20 protein-coding genes are annotated in these 20,542 nt (G+C 38.4%); 8 read left to right on the forward strand and 12 right to left on the reverse strand.

Going from position 1 to position 20,542, the window contains the following annotated elements; genetic code table 11:
* Positions 1 to 62: 62 nt before the first annotated feature.
* The 3 genes from ABD769_RS07150 to ABD769_RS07160 form a co-directional block, all read right to left on the reverse strand.
* Positions 63 to 566 (reverse strand): dihydrofolate reductase, encoded by a 504-nt coding sequence (locus tag ABD769_RS07150; RefSeq protein WP_344850656.1) that lies wholly within the window; start codon positions 564 to 566, stop codon positions 63 to 65.
* A 76-nt stretch (positions 567 to 642) separates the two neighbouring features.
* The gene (locus tag ABD769_RS07155) at positions 643 to 1,014 is read right to left on the reverse strand and encodes a four helix bundle protein (protein ID WP_344850658.1); all 372 of its coding nucleotides are present in this window, start codon (positions 1,012 to 1,014) and stop codon (positions 643 to 645) included.
* Between the two features lie 102 nt (positions 1,015 to 1,116).
* A complete protein-coding gene (locus ABD769_RS07160) occupies positions 1,117 to 1,911 on the reverse strand; it encodes a thymidylate synthase (RefSeq protein ID WP_187591051.1) in 795 nt (264 codons plus the stop codon).
* Positions 1,912 to 2,132: 221 nt separating this feature from the next.
* On the opposite strand from ABD769_RS07160, the gene ispE reads away from it, so the two are divergent.
* The 3 genes from ispE to ABD769_RS07175 all read left to right on the forward strand — a co-directional run bounded on the left by ispE (position 2,133) and on the right by ABD769_RS07175 (position 4,980).
* Positions 2,133 to 2,936 carry a 4-(cytidine 5'-diphospho)-2-C-methyl-D-erythritol kinase gene (ispE, locus tag ABD769_RS07165; protein WP_344850660.1) on the forward strand — a complete coding sequence of 268 codons (804 nt, stop codon included), beginning with the start codon at positions 2,133 to 2,135 and terminating at the stop codon, positions 2,934 to 2,936.
* A 307-nt stretch (positions 2,937 to 3,243) separates the two neighbouring features.
* A complete protein-coding gene (locus ABD769_RS07170) occupies positions 3,244 to 3,663 on the forward strand; it encodes an OsmC family protein (RefSeq protein WP_344850662.1) in 420 nt (139 codons plus the stop codon).
* Positions 3,664 to 3,813: 150 nt separating this feature from the next.
* Entirely contained in the window at positions 3,814 to 4,980 is a 1,167-nt protein-coding gene (locus tag ABD769_RS07175; protein ID WP_344850664.1) for a trans-sulfuration enzyme family protein, read from the forward strand.
* A gap of 36 nt (positions 4,981 to 5,016) precedes the next feature.
* Here ABD769_RS07175 and ABD769_RS07180 read toward each other — a convergent pair whose 3' ends face one another.
* Positions 5,017 to 6,303: a hypothetical protein gene (locus ABD769_RS07180; RefSeq protein WP_344850666.1), complete on the reverse strand. Its 1,287-nt coding sequence runs from the start codon at positions 6,301 to 6,303 to the stop codon at positions 5,017 to 5,019.
* 310 nt (positions 6,304 to 6,613) lie between these two features.
* Between ABD769_RS07180 and ABD769_RS07185 the strand changes: the two genes are divergently transcribed.
* From ABD769_RS07185 to ABD769_RS07195, 3 genes are all read left to right on the forward strand, one after another.
* Positions 6,614 to 7,294, forward strand: a complete 681-nt coding sequence (locus tag ABD769_RS07185) for a DNA alkylation repair protein (RefSeq protein ID WP_344850668.1) — start codon at positions 6,614 to 6,616, stop codon at positions 7,292 to 7,294.
* A 114-nt stretch (positions 7,295 to 7,408) separates the two neighbouring features.
* Complete coding sequence (locus ABD769_RS07190) at positions 7,409 to 8,131, forward strand: pirin family protein (protein ID WP_344850670.1); 723 nt, start codon at positions 7,409 to 7,411, stop codon at positions 8,129 to 8,131.
* Between the two features lie 59 nt (positions 8,132 to 8,190).
* Positions 8,191 to 8,487, forward strand: coding sequence for a response regulator (locus ABD769_RS07195; RefSeq protein WP_344850672.1), 297 nt, complete (start codon positions 8,191 to 8,193; stop codon positions 8,485 to 8,487).
* 341 nt (positions 8,488 to 8,828) lie between these two features.
* On the opposite strand, the gene ABD769_RS07200 is transcribed toward ABD769_RS07195, so the two are convergent.
* From ABD769_RS07200 to tgt, 5 genes are all read right to left on the reverse strand, one after another.
* Complete coding sequence (locus ABD769_RS07200) at positions 8,829 to 9,107, reverse strand: lipopolysaccharide assembly protein LapA domain-containing protein (RefSeq protein WP_344850673.1); 279 nt, start codon at positions 9,105 to 9,107, stop codon at positions 8,829 to 8,831.
* 3 nt (positions 9,108 to 9,110) lie between these two features.
* Positions 9,111 to 11,915, reverse strand: coding sequence for a hypothetical protein (locus ABD769_RS07205; protein ID WP_344850675.1), 2,805 nt, complete (start codon positions 11,913 to 11,915; stop codon positions 9,111 to 9,113).
* Positions 11,916 to 13,901: 1,986 nt separating this feature from the next.
* Positions 13,902 to 14,780, reverse strand: a complete 879-nt coding sequence (locus ABD769_RS07210; RefSeq protein ID WP_344850677.1) for a DMT family transporter — start codon at positions 14,778 to 14,780, stop codon at positions 13,902 to 13,904.
* A 2-nt stretch (positions 14,781 to 14,782) separates the two neighbouring features.
* Positions 14,783 to 15,886 (reverse strand): LptF/LptG family permease, encoded by a 1,104-nt coding sequence (locus tag ABD769_RS07215; RefSeq protein WP_344850679.1) that lies wholly within the window; start codon positions 15,884 to 15,886, stop codon positions 14,783 to 14,785.
* A gap of 1 nt (position 15,887) precedes the next feature.
* A complete protein-coding gene (gene tgt / locus ABD769_RS07220; protein ID WP_344850681.1) occupies positions 15,888 to 17,018 on the reverse strand; it encodes a tRNA guanosine(34) transglycosylase Tgt in 1,131 nt (376 codons plus the stop codon).
* 43 nt (positions 17,019 to 17,061) lie between these two features.
* Here tgt and ABD769_RS07225 point away from each other — a divergent pair, with 43 nt between their 5' ends.
* Both ABD769_RS07225 and rsmG read left to right on the forward strand, forming a co-directional pair.
* Positions 17,062 to 18,279, forward strand: coding sequence for a glycosyltransferase (locus ABD769_RS07225; protein WP_344850683.1), 1,218 nt, complete (start codon positions 17,062 to 17,064; stop codon positions 18,277 to 18,279).
* A 26-nt stretch (positions 18,280 to 18,305) separates the two neighbouring features.
* Positions 18,306 to 18,941: a 16S rRNA (guanine(527)-N(7))-methyltransferase RsmG gene (rsmG, locus tag ABD769_RS07230; protein WP_344850685.1), complete on the forward strand. Its 636-nt coding sequence runs from the start codon at positions 18,306 to 18,308 to the stop codon at positions 18,939 to 18,941.
* Here the strand turns inward: rsmG and ABD769_RS07235 are convergent, their stop codons facing one another.
* The 3 genes from ABD769_RS07235 to ABD769_RS07245 form a co-directional block, all read right to left on the reverse strand.
* Positions 18,942 to 19,919, reverse strand: a complete 978-nt coding sequence (locus ABD769_RS07235) for a M28 family peptidase (RefSeq protein WP_344850687.1) — start codon at positions 19,917 to 19,919, stop codon at positions 18,942 to 18,944.
* Between the two features lie 61 nt (positions 19,920 to 19,980).
* Entirely contained in the window at positions 19,981 to 20,235 is a 255-nt protein-coding gene (locus ABD769_RS07240) for a type II toxin-antitoxin system VapC family toxin (RefSeq protein ID WP_344850689.1), read from the reverse strand.
* Positions 20,235 to 20,444, reverse strand: a complete 210-nt coding sequence (locus ABD769_RS07245) for a DUF2281 domain-containing protein (protein WP_187591035.1) — start codon at positions 20,442 to 20,444, stop codon at positions 20,235 to 20,237. Before ABD769_RS07245 ends, ABD769_RS07240 begins: the two co-directional genes overlap by 1 nt.
* Positions 20,445 to 20,542: the final 98 nt, after the last annotated feature.

Consider the following 20,542-nt stretch of genomic DNA (forward strand, 5'->3'; position numbering starts at 1 on the left):
GCTAAAGCATTAAGATTGCTTCATTGGCTGAAAAAGCCTCCTTGCAATGACGACCTAACAAATTAAATCCTTTCCAAAACCTCAAATGTATAATCGTATTTATTCTTTTCGTCTGCTTTATGGGTTTCGCTACTGATTACTTTCCATTCTTTCCTGTCAATTTCAGGGAAAAATGTATCAGCATCAAAAGTATGATGGATGGTGGTTAAATATAATGTGTCCGTTTTTGGTAAGGCCTGACGGTAAATTTCCGCTCCACCTACAATAAATACTGGTTTTTCTTCTGCTTGGGTAATTTCTAAAGCTTTGTCCAAACTGTTTACTACTTCAACACCTTCAATTTTTAATTCAGTATCTCTTGTAATTACAACGTTCCTGCGGTTTGGCAATGGTTTACCCACAGAATCAAAGGTTTTACGGCCCATTATTACCGTATGGCCAGAGGTAGTTTGCTTAAAGAATTTTAAATCGGCCGGCATGTGCCACAAAAGCTGGTTGTTTTTGCCTATTGCGTAATTTTCGCCAATGGCAACAGCTATAGAAATATTTTTTGGTTCATTAGTCATTAGTCATTTGTTTATTAGTGCCGGTATGGTGTATCAGGCATAGTTTTCTATATATGATCCCAGTTACACCGGCAAATTAAAATTTGTTTAAAGTTTTGCCTATATACTTAATATAAGCATTCAGTTTTAAGTGAATAGTTTCTAGTTCGGCATAAAGTTCTGAGTAACAATCTTCAGATATTAAATTTCTATTCTTTGATTTCCTAAGAAATGATTTTACTTCTAAAAGAGAACCCCTGCTATAGTAACAGAAATTTTTGTTCTCTTTAAAATGATATCTGCCATACCCTTCTGCAATGTTTGCACTGATAGAATCTGCCGCTCTGCATAGCTGCTTTCCAAGGGTGTCTTTTGCGAAATAATCCCAGGCCAAAACAATATTCCAGATTTTATCCGAGATTAATTCTGATAAAATATAAACTTCTAAATCCTCTAATTTATAACTCATGATTTCTCTTGATTTAAGTAAATTACAGGGATGATCTTAAAAAAAGGTTTTAATTCTGCACCCAAACGAATTAACCAATGGCTAATGACGAATGAACAGCTGTTATACTGCCACTATCCCCTTAATATGCGGATGGGCCTCGTAATTCTCCAATGTAAAATCTTCAAACTTAAAATCAAAGATGCTTTTTACATCAGGATTGATTTTCATAGTTGGAAGCGGTTTAGGCTCACGGCTTAACTGTAAGTTGGCCTGTTCGATATGGTTATTGTATAAATGCGCATCGCCAAGGGTGTGGATAAAATCTCCGGCCTGTAAACCGCAAACCTGTGCCACCATCATGGTAAGTAAGGCATAAGAGGCAATATTGAAAGGAACGCCCAGGAAAATATCGGCACTGCGCTGGTATAACTGGCAGCTTAATTTACCATCGGCTACATAAAACTGAAAAAAGGCATGGCATGGAGGTAAGGCCATATTTTCGATTTCGGCAACATTCCAGGCAGAAACAATAATCCTGCGCGAATCGGGATTGTTTTTGATCGTATTGATGATGTTTGTAATCTGGTCAATATGCTGTCCGTCAGGTGTTGGCCAGCTTCTCCATTGCGAACCATAAACCGGTCCAAGGTTGCCGTTTTCATCAGCCCATTCGTCCCAGATGCGTACACCATTATCTTTAAGGTATTTAATATTGGTATCACCGGTTAAAAACCAGATCAGTTCGTGTATAATCGATTTTAAATGCAGTTTCTTCGTGGTTACCATCGGAAAACCCTCCTGAAGGTTAAAACGCATCTGATAACCAAAAACGCTTATGGTTCCGGTGCCGGTACGGTCGTGCTTTTGAGCGCCATGATCAAGCACATGCTGCATTAAATCTAAATATTGTTTCATACACCCCAAACCCCTTTTGGGGCTTTTAAATTTTAAATAATTAATAAAATACAAATATCTAAAATTTATCAGGTGTTGTAAATCATCACAGAGTCTATTTATTAACATTTACATGTAATCCCGAGGTGAAGTCGGGACCTGCGGAAAATTTGTATGTTTGCAAAATGAGACGCTTGCTGGTTTCGGCACAATGTACTCAGGACTTAAGACTCAGGACTAACATGCTATCTTTCCCCAACGCAAAAATAAACCTTGGTTTAAATATCACCGAAAAACGTGCCGATGGTTACCACAACCTCGAAACTGTTTTTTATCCGGTCAATATTAAGGATGCCGTTGAGATTACGGATGCTGAAATCACTTCCTGCAAAACTCACGGTATTGATATTCCGGGAAATCCTAACGATAACCTGTGCTTTAAAGCCTATCAGTTAATCAAAAAAGATTTCGATATTCCTTCACAACGCATCGATTTGTTAAAAAACATTCCGGTAGGTGCGGGTTTAGGTGGTGGATCTGCAGATTGTGCTTTTCTGATCAAATTATTGAATGAAAAGTTCAGTTTGGGATTGTCTGTTGATAAAATGGAAGATTATGCCCGCCAGCTCGGTGCCGACTGTGCATTTTTTATCGAAAACAAACCGGTTTATGCTTTTAACAAAGGTGATGAATTTGAAAAATGCGAAGTAGATTTGTCAGCCTGGTTTAAAGTTTTGGTAAAACCACCCGTACATGTAAGCACAGCCGATGCGTATGCGCATGTAAAACCTCAAAAACCTTTGCAATCGTTAAAAGAAATCATACATTTGCATCCAACAACATGGAAATATAAGGTTATTAACGATTTCGAAATATCCGTTTTCGCAAAATATCCCCAAATTCATCAAATAAAAACCAGTTTATACGATGCAGGCGCAACATTCGCTTTAATGAGTGGTAGCGGTTCGTCGGTTTTTGCACTGTTTAGCCATCCGGTTAAATTGCCAGAACTGGAAAAAAACAACTTAGTATTTTATGGTATTTAGGCAAAGCGTATGGCGCGTGGCGTTTGAATAGCGAATAAGGTTGGAAGGTTGAGGGTTGGACGATTTTGGGCGTTAAGTATGTCTTGCGCATCAAATTTGATATCCCGATACTATTAAAGGTTGAAAGGTTGAGGGTTGGAAGGTTTAAGGCGTTTAGTATGTCTTGTGCCTCAAATTTAATATCTCGATACTATAAAGAATAAAATTTAAATACAGGTGGATGGAAGAGAGCGTAAGGTGTAAGATTTAAAGTGGACTTAGGTCTCATATCTAACATCTCATATCTCACATCTCAATACGGTACAACATGAACATTAATCTAGTCCGCAAGAGCGGTAAATTTAATTTTGAAGCAGAGAACGAAAGCGGTTTTACTGTAGAGCTGGATGCAAAAGCTGCGATAGGTGGCGAGGGAAAAGGTTTCAGGCCAATGGAAATGTTACTTATTGGTTTAGGTGGCTGCAGTGGTATTGATATGGTAAATGTATTAACGAAGCAGAAGGAGCCCCTTGATGATGTTAAAATCGCCATAAATGCTACGCGTAAAGAAGAGGAAATGCCTCCGATTTTTGATGTAATCGATATCCATTTTGATCTTTTTGGCGATTTAAGCGTGCAAAAGGTAGAACGTGCCTTACAAATGACTTTCGATAAATACTGCTCGGTGTCGAATATTTTAGGCCGCTCAGCAACAATTAACTTTACTTACAAAATAAATAAGGTGTAGGTGGAGGTTTAAGGTGTAGGTGGAGGTTTAAGGTGTAGGGTTTAAGGTTGAGGGGCTAAACTCATATCTAATGTCTAACATCTCAAATCTCATTCTAACATCTCAAATCTGATGTCTCACATCTCAATACTCATAACTTGACACTAAAAAATGAAATCCGAAAATTTTGAAACCATAGCTATACGCACTCAAACCGAACGCAGCTTGCATAAAGAGCATTCATCCCCAATTTATCTAACTTCGAGTTATAAATTTGAGGATGCTGAAGAAATGCGTGCCTTATTTGCAAACGAAAAAGAAGGGAATGTTTATAGCCGTTATTCCAATCCGAATACATCAGAGTTTATCGATAAAATGTGCCTTTTAGAAGGTGCTGAAGATGGTTTCGCAACAGCTACCGGCATGGCGGCTATTTTTACCACTTTTGGTGCTTTCTTAAAAAGCGGCGACCACCTGGTTTCGAGCCGTTCGGTTTTTGGTTCTACACATCAGTTGTTAACCAATGTTTTCTCTAACTGGGGTGTAACTTTCGATTATGCAGATTTAGACAAACCACAGGACTGGGAAGCGCTGATTAAGCCCAATACCAAAATGATTTTTGTCGAAACGCCCTCAAACCCGGGTATCGACATTATCGATCTTGAATTTTTGGGCGATCTCGCTAAAAAACACAACTTATTATTGGTAGTTGATAACTGTTTTGCCACACCTTATCTACAACAGCCTATTAAATACGGTGCACACATTTCGATCCACTCGGCTACCAAATATATCGACGGACAAGGCCGTGTGTTGGGTGGGATTATTTTAGGTACAAAAGAGTTAATTGCAGAGGTGGTGGGGTTTGCCCGTCACAGCGGACCAGCACTTTCGCCTTTTAACGCCTGGATTTTATCTAAGAGTTTAGAAACTTTGGCCATCCGTATGGACCGCCATTGTGAAAACGCTTTAAAAGTGGCCGAATATTTAGAAAAGCACCCAAAAATTAAACTGGTTAAATATCCGTTTTTGCCTTCACACCCGCAGTACGCAATTGCTAAGAAGCAAATGAAACAGGGTGGTGGTATTGTAACCATCGTGGTTGATGGCGGCATAGAGGCGGCACGTAAATTTATGGACCGTTTAGAGATGTTTTCTATCTCTGCAAACCTGGCTGATACACGTTCTATCGCTACGCATCCGGCAACCAGCACGCACAGCAAACTTACTGAAGAACAACGTAATGAAGTAGGTATTGAACAGGGATCTATCCGTTTATCAATCGGTTTAGAGCACATTAACGATATTTTAGCTGATATTGAGCAGGCATTAGCTTAAACCTGCAATCAGAATATATAAAAAAGGGAGGTGTTTTTAAACATCTCCCTTTTTGTTTTTAGTGATATTACTATTCGTATTTCGAGAAATCAACAGCAAATATGCAGCGGTTAACCTGGCTGCCGTTTTTAGCACCGGCATTAGGTTCAACTCGGTTAAGCTCCACAAATAATTGTATTGCGTTTCAAGATATAAAGATTCTGCGCCATAAGGCCATCTGTACCTCGTGGTATTGGTATCTCCATCAGTATATCTCGCTAAACGGGCAGTAGAGCCGTACGATTCACTTGGCGATCCGGTGCAGGAAAGCCAGGTTCTGTTTCCTTTTCTGAAAACGCCCTGAATGCCATGGGCATGATCCGATGTAAACAAACTGTTTTTAGGGATTACCGTTTGGATACCCAAGTTTTGAAGTTCGCCGGCAGCATTAATGGGAAACCCGAATATTTTAGGCACAATAGAAGCATCTGCGCTTCCGGCATAATATTGCCCTGTCCACAACTGATTGTTTTCGTAATTTACCTGTACGGTTGAAAAGGGCTCGGCATCATTGATTTTATAATAACCCACCTGAGGAAGGATGTAACGGTAATTAAATGCATAAAGATTGCCGCTGGCATCTTTACCACACTTATTTTCGGTACCGGTTCCTGAATTTACTTCGATAATCTTATCTAAATCGAATACCCTTAAACCTAGGCTTGTACTGCTCAGATAGATTTTACCGTTGAAATATGCAATGCCGCCGGCATGAACATTTAAAGGCGCATAAGAACCATATTGAGTGTAATCCAAATTACCGGTAGGCAGGGTAGGTTGTACCAGTAAAATGTGCCTGTAGGTTAAATAAGTAGCCGAACTTGGACTAATGTCAATCAGCGTTATCCTCGATCCCTTGCTCTCTGCCGCATCTTTCGCGTACCAGCTTACCAATAAATAACGGACGCCATTCCTCGTGAAACCCGAAATTCCCTGCGGGCGCCAGATAGAGGTGGTTTCATCGTCTTCATTCCATCTGATGCCCCTTACCCGGTTTTCTTCCGGCACATTGAAGCCATATACTTCGGTATAAGCGCTTCCGCCAATTGCCTGACGGTTTTTGTCGATCTGTGTCGGGTTTAAAAACGCAAAGCCTGTGTTGATGTAGGCTGATGTATTGGTATAGGCATTTACGCTTGCTGCGGGACTTGCGGCTGCAGTTGCCATTAACGTATTTTTATTTTGAAGAGTGGTGCTCAGCTGATTTTCCGGCAAAGTGTTTTTCTTGCAGGAAAATGCGAACAGGCATGACGCGACTAGCATCGGGATAATGGTTTTTTGCATGGTTTTTTATCAGGTTGATTGTTATGGTAAAATTGGAACAAGTTTAAAAGGTTGATATAAACTTAAACCCGCAAAGGTGTTAAGGATTGGTTATTTTTGATGCTTGCTGAAAGATTGTATTATCGGTTAATGTAGAAAGTGCATCTACTCCTGTGGCTGTTTGAGATACTGATACTGAATTTAAGCATCTTTTAATATGAAAAACCCTGAAATAAATTCAGGGTGAGGACTATGGATCGGACCATATTCCGAAGTTTACGTATTGAGAACCAAACTTCGGAAGTTTCCCTCAAAAAACTAAATTCGTGTTATGAACGATATCGATTTCATCCTTTCAGAGCTGCAATCCATCAGTGAACCTGATTACCTAAAGAAAATGGCCCGCTTTGGGATCGACATTTCTAAGGCTTTTGGTATCCGCGTGCCCAATATCCGCAAGCTGGGTAAGCAGATTGGTAAAAATCAGGAGTTGTCTTTATTGCTCTGGGAAACCGGATTTCATGAAGCACATTTACTGGCCACCTTAATTGGCGATTATAAACAAGTAACAGAGATGCAAATAAACACCTGGACAAAAGATTTCAGCTCATGGGATGTATGTGATCAGGCTTGCGGAAATCTTTTCGTTAAAACGCCTTATTTTAAGTCGAAAGCTTTTGAGTTTGCCGAAGCGGAAGCAGAATTTGTAAAACGTACCGGTTTTGTGCTGATGGCCGAGGCAGCCGTTCACCTTAAAAAGGAACCCAACGAAACTTTTCTTGCCTTTCTTCCTGTAATTGAAAGTGAAGCTTACGATAACCGTAATTTTGTTAAAAAAGCAATCAACTGGGCTTTGAGGCAGATTGGCAAACGAAATGCTTTCCTCCATACGCACGCCATCCAAACTGCAAATAATATCCTTGCCCAAAACAATAAAAAAGCAAACTGGGTAGCTTTAGATGCTTTAAGGGAATTGAACAGCGATATAGTACTTGCTAAAATTAAGTTTTAGCGACATCGAACGCTCAGCGCTCCCCGTTCTCCGCCCAACTCACTTCTTATCTTACATCAATGCACAGCAGGTTGTACAGTATTAACTTTGTATCATAAATAAGAAAGGAAATTTATGTCACAGTTCATTTTGCACAAAGAAAACACCCGCGGTCATGCCAATCATGGCTGGTTAAATGCACATCACTCATTCAGTTTTGCAAACTACTACAATCCAGAAAGGATGCACTTCGGGGTTTTGAGGGTTTTAAATGATGACTTGATTGATGGTGGTATGGGCTTTGGTAGCCACCCACACGATAACATGGAAATTATTACCATTCCGTTGGCCGGTGCAATTGCGCATAAAGATAGTATGGGCAATTCGGCAGTGATCAAAAGCGGAGAAATCCAGGTAATGAGTGCCGGAACAGGAGTAAGCCACAGCGAGTTTAACGCAAATGCCGGTGAGCAGTTAAATTTATTGCAGATCTGGTTGTTCCCGAACAAGAAAAACGTTACACCACGTTACGATCAGCAAACTTTGGATGTTGCCGCCCGTCACAACAACTTTCAGCAGATCTTATCGCCCAATGCAGATGATGCCGGCGTTTGGATCCATCAGGATGCCTGGTTTTCGTTAGGGAATTTTGATGAAGGTTTTGAAACCGAATACAAAATCAAAAAAGCCGGTAACGGAGTTTATGCATTCGTAATCAGCGGAGAGGTAACCATTAACGGACAAGTATTAGGTAAAAGAGATGGATTAGGCGTGTGGGATACCAATAGCATCAGTTTTAAAGCTAACACTGCAGGCGCAGAAGTTTTATTGATGGATGTTCCGATGGAATTGAATTAAAATAATTTAACCAAACCCCGAAGGTTTTAGAACCTCGGGGTTTATTTATTTAAAAAAATATGCAAACTACCATACTTTATATCGGCAGGGATACTGAAATTACGGTTGTAATGAACCGCCTGTTAAATGCCAGGCCGGAGTGGAAGGGGATCTGTGTATGCACGGATGAAGAAGCCATTGAGATTTGCAAAGAACAGCACATTGATCTGGTGCTGCTCGGAAACGGTATTGATGCAACATGCGAAAAAGCATTGAGAGCAAAACTGAACGGACTTAAACCCGGATTGAAAATTATCCAGCATTATGGCGGGGGTAGTGGCTTGTTGTATGGGGAAATCATGACCGCACTGAATTAGTTAATTGAATATTTATGCGTTTTGCTATTTGAACTTAAATAGCAGCAGTTGCTAATCCTACCTAAACGGGATTGCAGCGGTATCCTTTTAAAATTAGCAGTTGCTTCCGTTTTTATTGTCATGCTGAGGTACGAAGCATCTGCAACCGATGATACAGATGCTTCGTGCCTTAGCATGACAGCTGTATTTTAAAAGATTTAGCAAAAAGCCCGGCTAACCCTTAATAGCATTACGGGATTTGCTTTTCAAAATATTTTTATTGAACCTTACTAAAGTTAGCCGTAGGCAAAGGCTGTGCTTCAAAAAAAACTTGATGGTCTGTGAGACACAGACCAAGGGATCTAACTAATGTAATCCCTGTCCTCATCGCTCAATTCTTTTTTGTTTGAAACCGGTTGATGTTTTTCGATCTCATCATCATAACTGCTAACTGTTTTTCGCGGACGGCCTACTACAAAGCCGATGATAAAACCGATGATGATACAGATACCGATAACCAGAAGTTTAGATACCGGGACCGTGGCAACCAGGAAATCGAAATCTACAGGTTCTGTGTTTACCATTAAAAAAATGGTTAGTAATACGGTTACTATAATGATGGAAATTGTTTTTGCGCTCATGGCTTAAAAGCTATAATTAAATGAAAACTCTAATATCGGATTTTGATTGTAAATCTGGTTGACAAAAACCAATCTCGCTCCTAGATCTACAACAGGCTGATAGCGCAAAATGTTTACACTCGTATTCAATTCTACACCATAAGTTTTCGGATCATTAAAAGTTGTGCCTTTGCCGATGTTCTCGTAATGGCAGAATAAACCCGCCCTGAAATTCCTCACGTAAGCCAGCGGACCCAACTCCCAATCGGGAAAGGCAAAAGGAAAACGATAATTAAAAAGTAAACTGTTTTGCAGTTTGCTTTTTGCTAAGATGTTGTTGTATCCATATACGGTTGCAATCTCGGTTGCATACTGGTTTACCCCACTTGCCTTTTGGTAATTGAAACTTGCCAGGAAGGAATGATTTTTGGCCAGCCCCGGAAAATAAAGAAAACTTTCGAGCGCCAGAATTTCGCCTCCCAAATTTTTATCGAAAGGTTGATGATCATAAGTTACCCTGAGCACCTGTGCCCACTTTGGCGCGATGTCTCTTTCGGTGGTACGCACATTGTGGTTGAAAGTAAAATTGTATTCCATCGGGAATTTAAGCTCGCGGATAAAATTGGTAGGCATGTTTTCGGGCATATACCTTTGCGTAAAACTGGTTGCCGCATTTAAGGTAAAAGCATAGTTCTCGTTGCGGGCATTAAACGATAGCGGAAGCGATGCATTAAGCTTAATGTAATGTTCTCTCCAGTCGCCTTGCTGTACCACATTTTTAGCTCTGTAGAACGTTCTTTTCGGGCGGTTGCGATACAACACACTCAATACCGGATAAAGTGCTTTATAGCTAATGTCTGCAGTGTACTCGAAACGTTTTAAATCGCGGTGGTATTTTGCGCCCGAATAAAAGTCCATGGTGTTAAGCAGGTTGTTCGATTGCAGTTCCAAACCGAAAACATATTCGTTATCAATTACCGGAATAATGCTGTGGATGCTGAACAGATTTAACGCCTGGCGGTAGTGTTTGGATTGGTACGTGCTGTCCGGAATTTTGTCGAAAACATTGCCAACGTTTTCCTGCTTTTCTGCTGCGGCTGAAAAATCGATAAAGTTATTTTCACCTACCGGTTTTTCTGTAATGCTGGTTTCAGCAATTTCGTAGCCGTTGATTTTATAATCGTTAAAAATGATTTTTCCATCTTCGGTTTCGGTAGGATTGAAGGCTCCGTATTTTGACGAACTAAGGGCTGTGATTTTTTTCGAAGATGGATCAATTCCGTAAATATTATCAATGCCATTGAAGTGTGCATTGAAGACAACTTTATCGTTAATAAAAACCGGGCGACTGAGCTGTTGTCTGCTGTTCGAAATCAGCGCCGATTTTTGATCTCCATCCATCAGCCATAAAGTTTTTCCTTTTTCCGTTACACCGATATAAGCAATCTTATTTCCGGTTTTATCGAAAGACGGAGTTTGCAGAATTTCATTTTCCGGATTTGGATAAGTCTTTAAAATTTTTCCCGAAGCGGCATCCATCTCTACCAGATTGAACTGATTATTGAGTTCAACTTTTGCAGCAATAATTTTCTTTCCATCTTCAGATAGGCTGGGAGAGAAGAGCTTGCTCTTGCTGCTTAATTTGTTGAATTTTTTAGTCTTTAAATTGTACGAACAGATTACGCTATAACTGCGTTGTTTATATCTCGGATCGTAACGGATTTCATCCCAAACCAACAGGTCATTTTTTAAGCTAAACCAGGGCTGTTCCTGGTAGCCGATTCCGAATAATTTTTGCTCCGATTTATCTTCGTTAATAATCACGAAATAACGGGCATCTGTCTTACTTTCTTTTAGTGCTAAAATCTGATTTTTATTTAACCGTACCGGCAGGAAATAATTGGTCGCTAATGCTGATTTTTTATTTAAACTTTCATAGCTTTCTGTGGTGGATTTTTCCTCCTGATTTTTCCACGCTTCAGCCAGCTTATTTTGGGTAGCCAGAAAATACTGTCGGGTATTTTCTCCGGTGTATTTTTTCAGGCTCTTCGAAAAGGGGTAAGGCCGCACCGGTCTTTTTCTAATGTCGCCAAGCAGACTGTCTGAAATGAACTGGCCGTATTTTTCTTTCATGTCTGCCACCATCAAATATCCGGTTTGGTAGTAGCCCGGCGTCACGTCTTTGTTCGATCCAAAATAGGCTTTGCTGTAGCTAAATTTTTTGCCTTCCAAAATCGAGGCCCGGTAAGGCATGATCCAATTCGGCTGCCGGCCCCTGCCCGAGTAGGTCAAAGCTGTTTCGTTTACCACCGCATCACCTTCGAAAAACCAGGTGGGTATGCCCGCTCCAAAGTAGGCGAAGTATACCAGCTCGGGGAAGGGGTGTGCCTGTGTTCCTGTCAATTTGTCAAACTGTGCGATGTGCCTGAGCTCATGTACAGCGAGGTTGTTCAGCCAATCCTGACTGTCGAAAAACTGGGGCGGGGTAGCATAGAATTCCGACTTCTTTGGCCCCAGCTGAACAAAGCCATTTGCAACCGTTCCGCGGTTCTGTAACAGGAGCGGAATTGAGGTTTTTTGTTGCCTTAAACCTAAACCAGTCCTGGTGTAAATATAGGGTAGGGTATTGGCCATTCTTTGGGCCTCTTTCTCCAATTCTTCAGGATAGATGATTTTAAAGCCGCCTGATGAAATGTAGTTCCATTTTACACTAAGTGGGTTTTGTGCTGTGCTGAAAATCTGACCAAAAACTGATGGTGAAATAAAACTTAAAGTAATTGCAGTTAAATACTTGATAATTAGTTTTTTGTTCGATTTTTTTAAATTCATCTATATTCTTTGCTAAAATATTTAGTTTTTTAAATTTTACAGGTATTCTAAATTGTGAATTTTTAATTTATGTTAAATGATATAAATTGCTGATTTATAATTTGTAATGAAATTTATGTAAATTTACTAATTGTTGATTTTATCTTGATTTTTAATTCAATTTTCTTTCATATTGAAGCGCTTCATCTCATTTTTTACCAGCAGTAATTTATTGATTTAATTTACACTTATTAATCGATTTTCCCTGAAAATTTTTGAGGCTTTTTTCTATTCTGTATGATTTGTAGAAAGAGGTTTGAGTCTCATTAATAAAGGCTAACCCAAGATATATTTGATAGTTGTATGAAGATTTTAGTTATGAATCTAAGCTTGAAATGCAGTGGTAATAAATCTAAAATATTCGCTTAAAATTGATGGTTTTAAAGCAAAAAAAACCGTCTTGATAATTGATAATCTTAAAGATCTTTAGCATTAAATTCAGAATTTTGATGATGATTTTAAATTGAAGTTTATGTGGGTGATGCTATTGTTGTGACAAAATGTCTTTGTTTTTTGTTTTGAAATTTAAACTGAATTGGATCCTTTAAGTAATGGATATAGCTTTGGTAAGGCTGGATTCATAAATTCGAAAGGGTCTGAATCTTCTACTTGACCTCTCAAATACTGTGTTTTTTCAATGTTAAGCAAGGATTTTGGAGGGCGAATTCTTGCTTGGAATTCAACTTAAAGCCTCGATTTCGTATATATTTTTAGTGAATTTGGTATCCAATTCGGTAGTTTTTGGCTTAGATAATGCGATTTCCTTACGATATTTCCGGATAGCAGGGTTTTTAACTGAGTTTTTTGAAAATTCGATATTTATTTAAAAAAACTTGCTTTATTAGTGTTTAAACAGGGTTTTTTTATCTATTTGTTGCATTTCTTTTGAGTTGGTAAAATGCTTCTGATTTGGTGGTTTTTAATCCTTAGGGGACAAATTTAAATGTAAAATCAGGATTATTTTTTTCTCTCTTTTTTTAAAAAATGGATCTTTAAATATTACTGCTTTTGTGGTTGGGTGAGTCAGTTTTTACCAGGGTGAAGAAGCTGATGTAGAAATGTAGTTTGTGGTAATGGGTGTTTTAGTTTATTTTTTTTTATGAGTTAACAGGCATAATTCCTGGTAATTTTTGCTGGCAATATGAATAGCTTATCTGTAGATTTTTGAGGGAAATTGGCTCCTTATTTCTGGAAGTTTATTGGAGCTTTTTGCCCGACTTTTATTCGCTATTGTATTGATTAATTATTGGTGTTTTAATGATTTTACTGTCGCGTTTTATATGAATTTTTTTATTGTTTTATTTAGAGTAATCGTGTCTTTTTTATAGTCCGTTTATCAAGCTGATTTTTGTTTTATTTTACAGGTATTTAAAGTGTTATTTTAGAATTAAATCGCTGGCTATTTTCGATCTTTTTTTTATACAATACAATATTGTTTTTTTAGATATCTGGTTAAGCATTTTGTGTTTTTATATTCCTGTTTTTATTAGTCGGTATTATGGTTTTGCGTAATGATTTTAAACCTGTTTTAAGCGGCTGGTTCATGTAATGATCACTTAGGTTACTATCATTTCGATTCATGGTTTATTGTGTAAAAATCAGCATGATGGAAAAGGAATTATTGTATATAGATTCCCTTTAAGTTTTCTTCATTTCGTGCGGAGAGCAACGGAGCCGAGAACCCGCAGGCTCAGCGAAGCTAAATCTATCCCGGGAAAAATCTCTTTATTACACCTTGCTTAAATCTAAATAACAAATCGTTTTTAGTTGAGTATTCAAGGTGGGGGCCAGGTATAAATTTGTTTAGAATTTTGAAGGCTCGATTAAGAGAAATATGTCTTGATAGATCTTTGCGCTCCACTGCGTTTCAGTCGGGATGATAATGTTTTTTAGCGGAGCCTTTTTGGTAGATAGCTTACGTAGAAACAGCAGATTTTGCGGTACTTTCTACAGTTTATTTTTCCTTTTTTTATAGATGGGATACAAGAATATTGAACCCAGAATGATCGTTGCACCGATATAAAATCCACCTGTCATCTGCTCTTTATTCTGAAAGAAAATGAAGGCCAGTACAATTCCGTAAACAGGTTCAAGGTTTGTAATTAAGGCCACCCTGAAGGCTGATAAAGTACGCATTACAGCAACACCTGCAACATAGGCAACCGATGTACAAAGCGTGCCTAAAAGCGTTAAATAAAACCAGTTTTTTGCACTCAGGTTAAAGTGTGTGTGCAACAAAGTTCCGTCGTATAGGCGGTATAAAGTGATCCAAAAGAAAGCGCCAACAAGTTCATAAAAACCAATTATGGAAGGTTCACTTTTTTGTACCAGGGTCGAATTAATTGTAGAAAAAAGACTGGATGCTATCGCTGCCAGTAACCCAAAAATAATCCCTAAAGTATATTGACCTTCGAATTTAAAGATCATATAAATGCCTAAAATAATCAGCAAACCGATCAGGATATCGCCCATCTGAATCGGCTGTTTTTTAATCAGCGGTTCTAAAATTGCGGTAAATAAAGTGAAAGAAGAAAGGCAAACCAAAGTAACCGAAACGGTAGAAACTTTAATGGCATGAAAGAAAAATATCCAGTGGATGGCTACAATTCCACCGGTTAAAAAGAATTGTAAAAACTGTTTTTTAGTAACCCTGATATCCTTCTTTGTAATCAGAAACCAGGCAAAAAGAGTTGTCGATGCAATGAGTACGCGATACCAAACCATGGGTACGGCATCAATAGAAATTACTTTCCCGAGCACGCCTGTAAAGCCCCATACAAATACAGTAAGATGAAGGATGAGCAGGTTTTTTTTGGTTGCTTCCATGGTTATTTTGGCGCCTTCCTCAACAGGTAAAAGCCTAACAGGCCAAAGAAGAGTGTAGGCATTATAACAGCTGCAAATGGAGGTAAACCACCTTTGGTAGAGAACATCTGTGTAAACTGATTAAACACGATATAAGCGAAGCTAATAAAGATGCCGATACCTAATGATACACCAACACCTCCACGCACTTTACGTGAGGACAGGGCCACACCGATAAGCGTTAATACAAAGGCTGAAAGTGGGTGTAAGTAGCGTTTATATTTTTCAAACTGAAGATCGTTCATTACGCCTGTTCCACGGATTTTTTCTTTTCTGATTTTATCCGTTAATTCCTTTGTAGTTAAATTTTGCACGATATTATCGTAAGCAGAAAAGTCATCCGGGCGCATATCCAGGATGGTATCTTTTAGCTTCCCGTTGCCGTAAATCATGGTTTCTTTCATGCCATCAATTTTACGGATAGAGTAATTGGTTAATTGCCATTTACGTTTAAGCGAATCCCACTTAATATTTTCGGCAACGATTTTTTTGGTCAGGATATCACCGTTAAAATTATCGAGTGAAAAGCGGTAACCTGAGTTCGTTTTATTGTCGAAATTATCAATGTAGATGTAAGTTTTATCATCCAGTTTCATATGGATGTTCGACTTCGTTGAAGGGTCGTTACGCTTTACATAGGTGTTTTCGAAACTGTTTTTTAGCGTATTCGTATAAGGTAAAATGTATAGATTTGAAACCAGGTTGGCAGAGAAAATAATCGTAGCCGATACCAGATAAGGGAATAAAAAGCGGTTAAAACTTACCCCTCCACTTAAAATCGGCACGATTTCCGTCTGATCGGCCATTTTTGCTGTAAAGAAAATCACCGCAATAAAATTGATCAGCGGCGAAAGCATATTCACATAAAAGGGAATAGAGCCGGCGTAGTATTTAGAGAGGATTCCCCAAAAGCTCAGCCCGCTTTTCATAAAATCATCCATCTTTTCAGAAAGGTCGAACACCACAATAATGATGACGAAAATGGCCAGGGTATATATAAATGTACCCAGGTATTTGCCGATAATGTACTGATCGATGATTTTTATTTTCCCTTTTAACAGACTCATTTTATAGCTTATTGCCTAATATTTTAACCATTTTGTTTTTCCACTCATAAAATTCACCTGCAATAATCTTTTCTCTTGCCTGTTTTACCAGCCAAAGGTAGAAATGCAGGTTGTGCAAGGTAGCAATTTGTGCGCCAAGCATCTCTTTGCTATGCACCAAATGCCTTAAATAAGCCTTGCTGGTTACCTGATCAGCGTGCAGGTCACTTTCGGCATCCAATGGAGAAAAATCGTTCTCCCATTTCTTATTTCTGATGTTGATGATTCCGTTTCTGGTAAAAAGCATGCCGTTTCTGGCATTTCTTGTAGGCATTACACAATCAAACATATCCACACCTAAGGCAATGTTTTCTAAAATATTGATCGGCGTACCTACACCCATTAAATAACGCGGTTTTTCTACCGGTAATATGTCGCACACCACTTCAGTCATGGCATACATCTCTTCTGCAGGCTCACCTACCGATAAACCTCCTATGGCATTGCCTTCACGGCCCATGCTGGCGATAAATTCTGCAGATTTTATGCGTAAATCTTTATATACCGATCCCTGAACAATAGGGAATAGCGTTTGGTCGAAACCATATTTCGGTTCTGTAGTATCAAAACGTTCGCAGCAGCGTTTCAACCAACGATGCGTCATTTTGATCGATTGTGCCGCATAGGTATAATCGCATGGGTACGGTGTACATTCATCAAAAGCCATAATAATATCGGCACCAATGGTACGCTGAATATCCATGGCATATTCTGGCGTAAAAAGGTGCTTCGAGCCATCAATATGAGAATGAAAAGTAACGCCTTCTTCTTTAATTTTACGAACTTTACTTAAAGAATATACCTGGTAACCACCGCTATCGGTTAAAATCGGACGGTCCCAGCCAATAAATTTATGTAATCCACCTGCTTTTTCAAGAGTATCCAAACCTGGTCTTAAATAAAGGTGGTAAGTATTACCGAGAATGATTTTTGCGTCGATATCATCTTTAAGTTCGCGCTGATGTACGGCTTTTACCGTTCCGGCAGTGCCCACAGGCATAAAAATAGGGGTTTGTATTTCGCCATGGGCAGTTGTTACCGTCCCGGCCCTGGCTTTTGATAGGGGATCGTTAGCCTGTAAACTAAATTTCATAATGTGTTTTTTCTCGTCAAAAATCTGCCAAAAATAGCAAAAATTGAGGGCATTATTTTGTTTAATTTTTTATCCACATAAAAGTGATTTACAGATTAAAAATGAGAAATTTGCGCCTATTTATTTTACCATCGTGATATTAACCCTGCTTGAAATTATTCTGCTCTCGATATTGGCTTTTTGCCTTTTGGTTCAGCTCTATTATGTCCTTTTTGTTCATTTAAAACTGGCCAGGGTTGGGATTGAAGAAGTGCCTGTATCTGCGCGTAAGCCTATAAGTGTAATTATATGTGCCCGCAATGAAATTGTAAATCTGGAGCAGTATCTTCCTTCTTTATTTAATCAAAATTACCCTGAATTTGAAGTCGTAGTGGTTAATGATCGCTCCTGGGATGGCACAGAAGAGTTTTTAGAACAGCTGGAGAAGAAATATTCCAATCTCAAAGTAGTAAAGATTTTAGATAATGATAAGTTTATTGCGGGCAAAAAATTTGCGGTAACCATGGGTATAAAGGCTGCCAAATACGACTGGTTGGTTTTTACTGATGCCGATTGTATGCCTGCTTCTGAAAATTGGCTAATGGATATGCAGCAGCCTGCCGATGAAAATACTGAAATTGTATTGGGTTATTCTCCTTATATGAAAAGAAGAAGCCTTTTAAATGCACTGATCCGGTTTGAAACTTTTTTTACTGCAGTAAATTATCTTTCTTTTGCCTTAAAAGGCATGCCTTATATGGGCGTTGGACGCAACATGGCTTACAAAAAGTCGCTTTTTTTTAAAAATAAAGGTTTTGCAGCGCACATGCATATTCCATCAGGTGATGACGACTTATTTGTAAATGCTCATGCCAATAAACACAATACAGAAATCCGTTTACACCGCGATAGCCATGTTTGGAGTGAGCCAAATAAAACCTGGAGTGGTTACCTGAGACAGAAAAAGCGCCATTTTGGAGCTGGAAAGCTGTATAAATCAAAACAAAAATTTATTTTGAGCCTGCAGATTGTTTTTCAGTTTCTGTTTTATGGCTTCTTCGCGGCATGCATGTTTTTTAGCCGTGAGGCGCAATATATAGCTTTGGGAATCCTGGCACTAAGCATCATCATCAGGTGTTTTATCTATCCAAAATTGCTGAAACGATTAAACTATAGCGATTTGCGTTGGTGGTTCCCGATTTTAGACATACTTTTGTTTCTGTTTTTAACCCTGAACGGATTTTTAGCCTTATTTGGTAAGAAAAAAGTGAACTGGAAATAATTCGATAATCCTTTAGTAATTATAATATGCTTGATGTAAAGCCTGATATCATTTTAAAATATTTTCCTGATTTAAGCGAAAAACAGCTTGCTCAATTTTCGCAGCTGTTCGAATTATATAGCTTTTGGAATGCCCAGATCAATGTAATTTCCAGAAAAGATATCGAAGAATTATATGAACGCCATGTATTGCATTCGTTAGGGATAGCCAAAGTATGTACATTTAAAGCTGGAGAATCGGTTTTAGATGTGGGTACTGGTGGAGGTTTTCCGGGTATTCCGCTGGCCATTTTGTTCCCTGAAACGCAATTCTATCTGGTAGATTCGATCGGGAAAAAAATCAAGGTGGTAAAAGAAGTGGCTTCGGCACTTGGACTGGATAATTTAAGGGCCGACCATTTAAGGGCTGAACAGGTTAAAGAAAAATTTAATTTTGTGGTTTCGAGAGCGGTAACACGTTTAGGCGAATTTTACCCATGGATACAGGGAAAATTTAAAAAAGACACGTTAAATGCTATTCCGAATGGAATCCTGTATCTAAAAGGTGGCGATTTAGCTGATGAAATTAAGGAATCGAAACTGAAAGCAGAATTATATCCGCTTTCAGCTTATTTTGAGGAAGATTTCTTTGAAACGAAATTCGTGGTTTATGTACCGCAGTAGTTAAAACCTTTCAGCTTTTCTTGGATTATCCGTCATCCTCATTTTATCTTTTAACAACAGTTGCAGGCCTGTTTGCTTGTCGATGTTTTTAACCACATCTAAAACAGCATTGGCTGCGTTGCTGAAAAACGTTTTGGTAATGGTCGAATACTCGTCGGTGGCTTTGTGGTAATCTTTATGGTCTTCAACACCGAAGTATAAAAAGGGAATATTTTTAGCGTTAAAAGCTCCCTGATCACTTTGGTTGGTCCAGTCATCGTGGCCCAGTTTAGGATTATCGTGACCAAAAAGTAATTTGATATTGGCTTTAGTGGTATCAACATATTTCTTTAAATCCGGATATTTATAGGTTCCGCAGATGTATAGTTCACCTTTATCACTGTGGCTGATCATGTCCATATTCAAATCTATCGCAATAGTATTGATATTCACCGGAGGATTGCCAACAAATGCTTTTGCGCCCTGTAAGCCCATTTCCTCAGCATCAAAAGAGGCAAAAATGATGGTGTTATTGGGTTTGTTTTTTGCAAAATAGGAGGCAATTTTTAATAAACCTGCAGTTCCGGATGCATTATCGTCGGCACCATTAAAAACTTCATCCTTTACTACTCCTAAATGGTCATAATGTGCTGAAACGACAATTACATTTGTGCTTTTACCTGGAATATAACCAATAATGTTAGTTCCATTTACTTTTGTACCACCTCTTCCGTTAAAAGTGAATTCCTGTGCATAGTTTACATGTTGAGGGTAAGATTTTAAGCCTAATTTTTGAAATCTTTCGATAATGTAAGCTCTTGCCATCTCGGCACCTTTGGTACCTGTTTTCCGTCCCTGATAAGCATCTGATGATAATACTTCTACGTCTTTTAGTAACTGGGTATCTAATTTGCCAGAATCAGGAGCGCCGGTTTGATTTTTTACTGATGAACAGCAGCTTAGCATCATGGCTAAGGGTAAGATATATAGGATTTTCATGGTTATAAATAGTTATTGCCACAGCAATTTTAAGATATTTGGATAAAGTTTGAACTTTTCATCAGCAGATAGCAGTGTTTAAGAAAGTAAAGCCATCTAATAATGCTTGATTGTAAATATCTTCAGCAGTTACACTAAAATTGGGGAGTTTACCAAGAGACTGCTTAATTGATATTTCAAATAAACTGATTTGACTGAAATAGATTATATTTTCTACATTCTGAAGAATATCTAATACTTTTTTAGGGATTTTTGGATTATTTTCCTGAAACCATATTAAACAATGTGTATCTAAAAGGTAGTGATTAGATGCCATTACATATACTCTTTTAAATCATCTAAAGGATCGTTAAAATCATCTGGAATTGATATCTTGCCTTTAAGTGCACCTGGAATTCTTTTATCAAGAACCGGTTTATCTTCTGTTAAAAAAGTAACAATAACTTCCGTTTTTGTATGTACAGGCGCTTTTTCTTTGAGCGTTATTTTTCCTTTTTCGTAATATCCTTTAACTGTAGCTAACATATCTTTATCGTTATTAACAAATATACATTTTTCGTTACGCTATTCAAACGCTGTTTACTTTACTGTATTGCGTTGCTAAACCTGATGGAAATGCAAAT

Origin of the sequence: Pedobacter jeongneungensis, from assembly GCF_039538295.1 — a bacterium.
In the GTDB taxonomy this organism is placed as follows: domain Bacteria; phylum Bacteroidota; class Bacteroidia; order Sphingobacteriales; family Sphingobacteriaceae; genus Pedobacter; species Pedobacter jeongneungensis.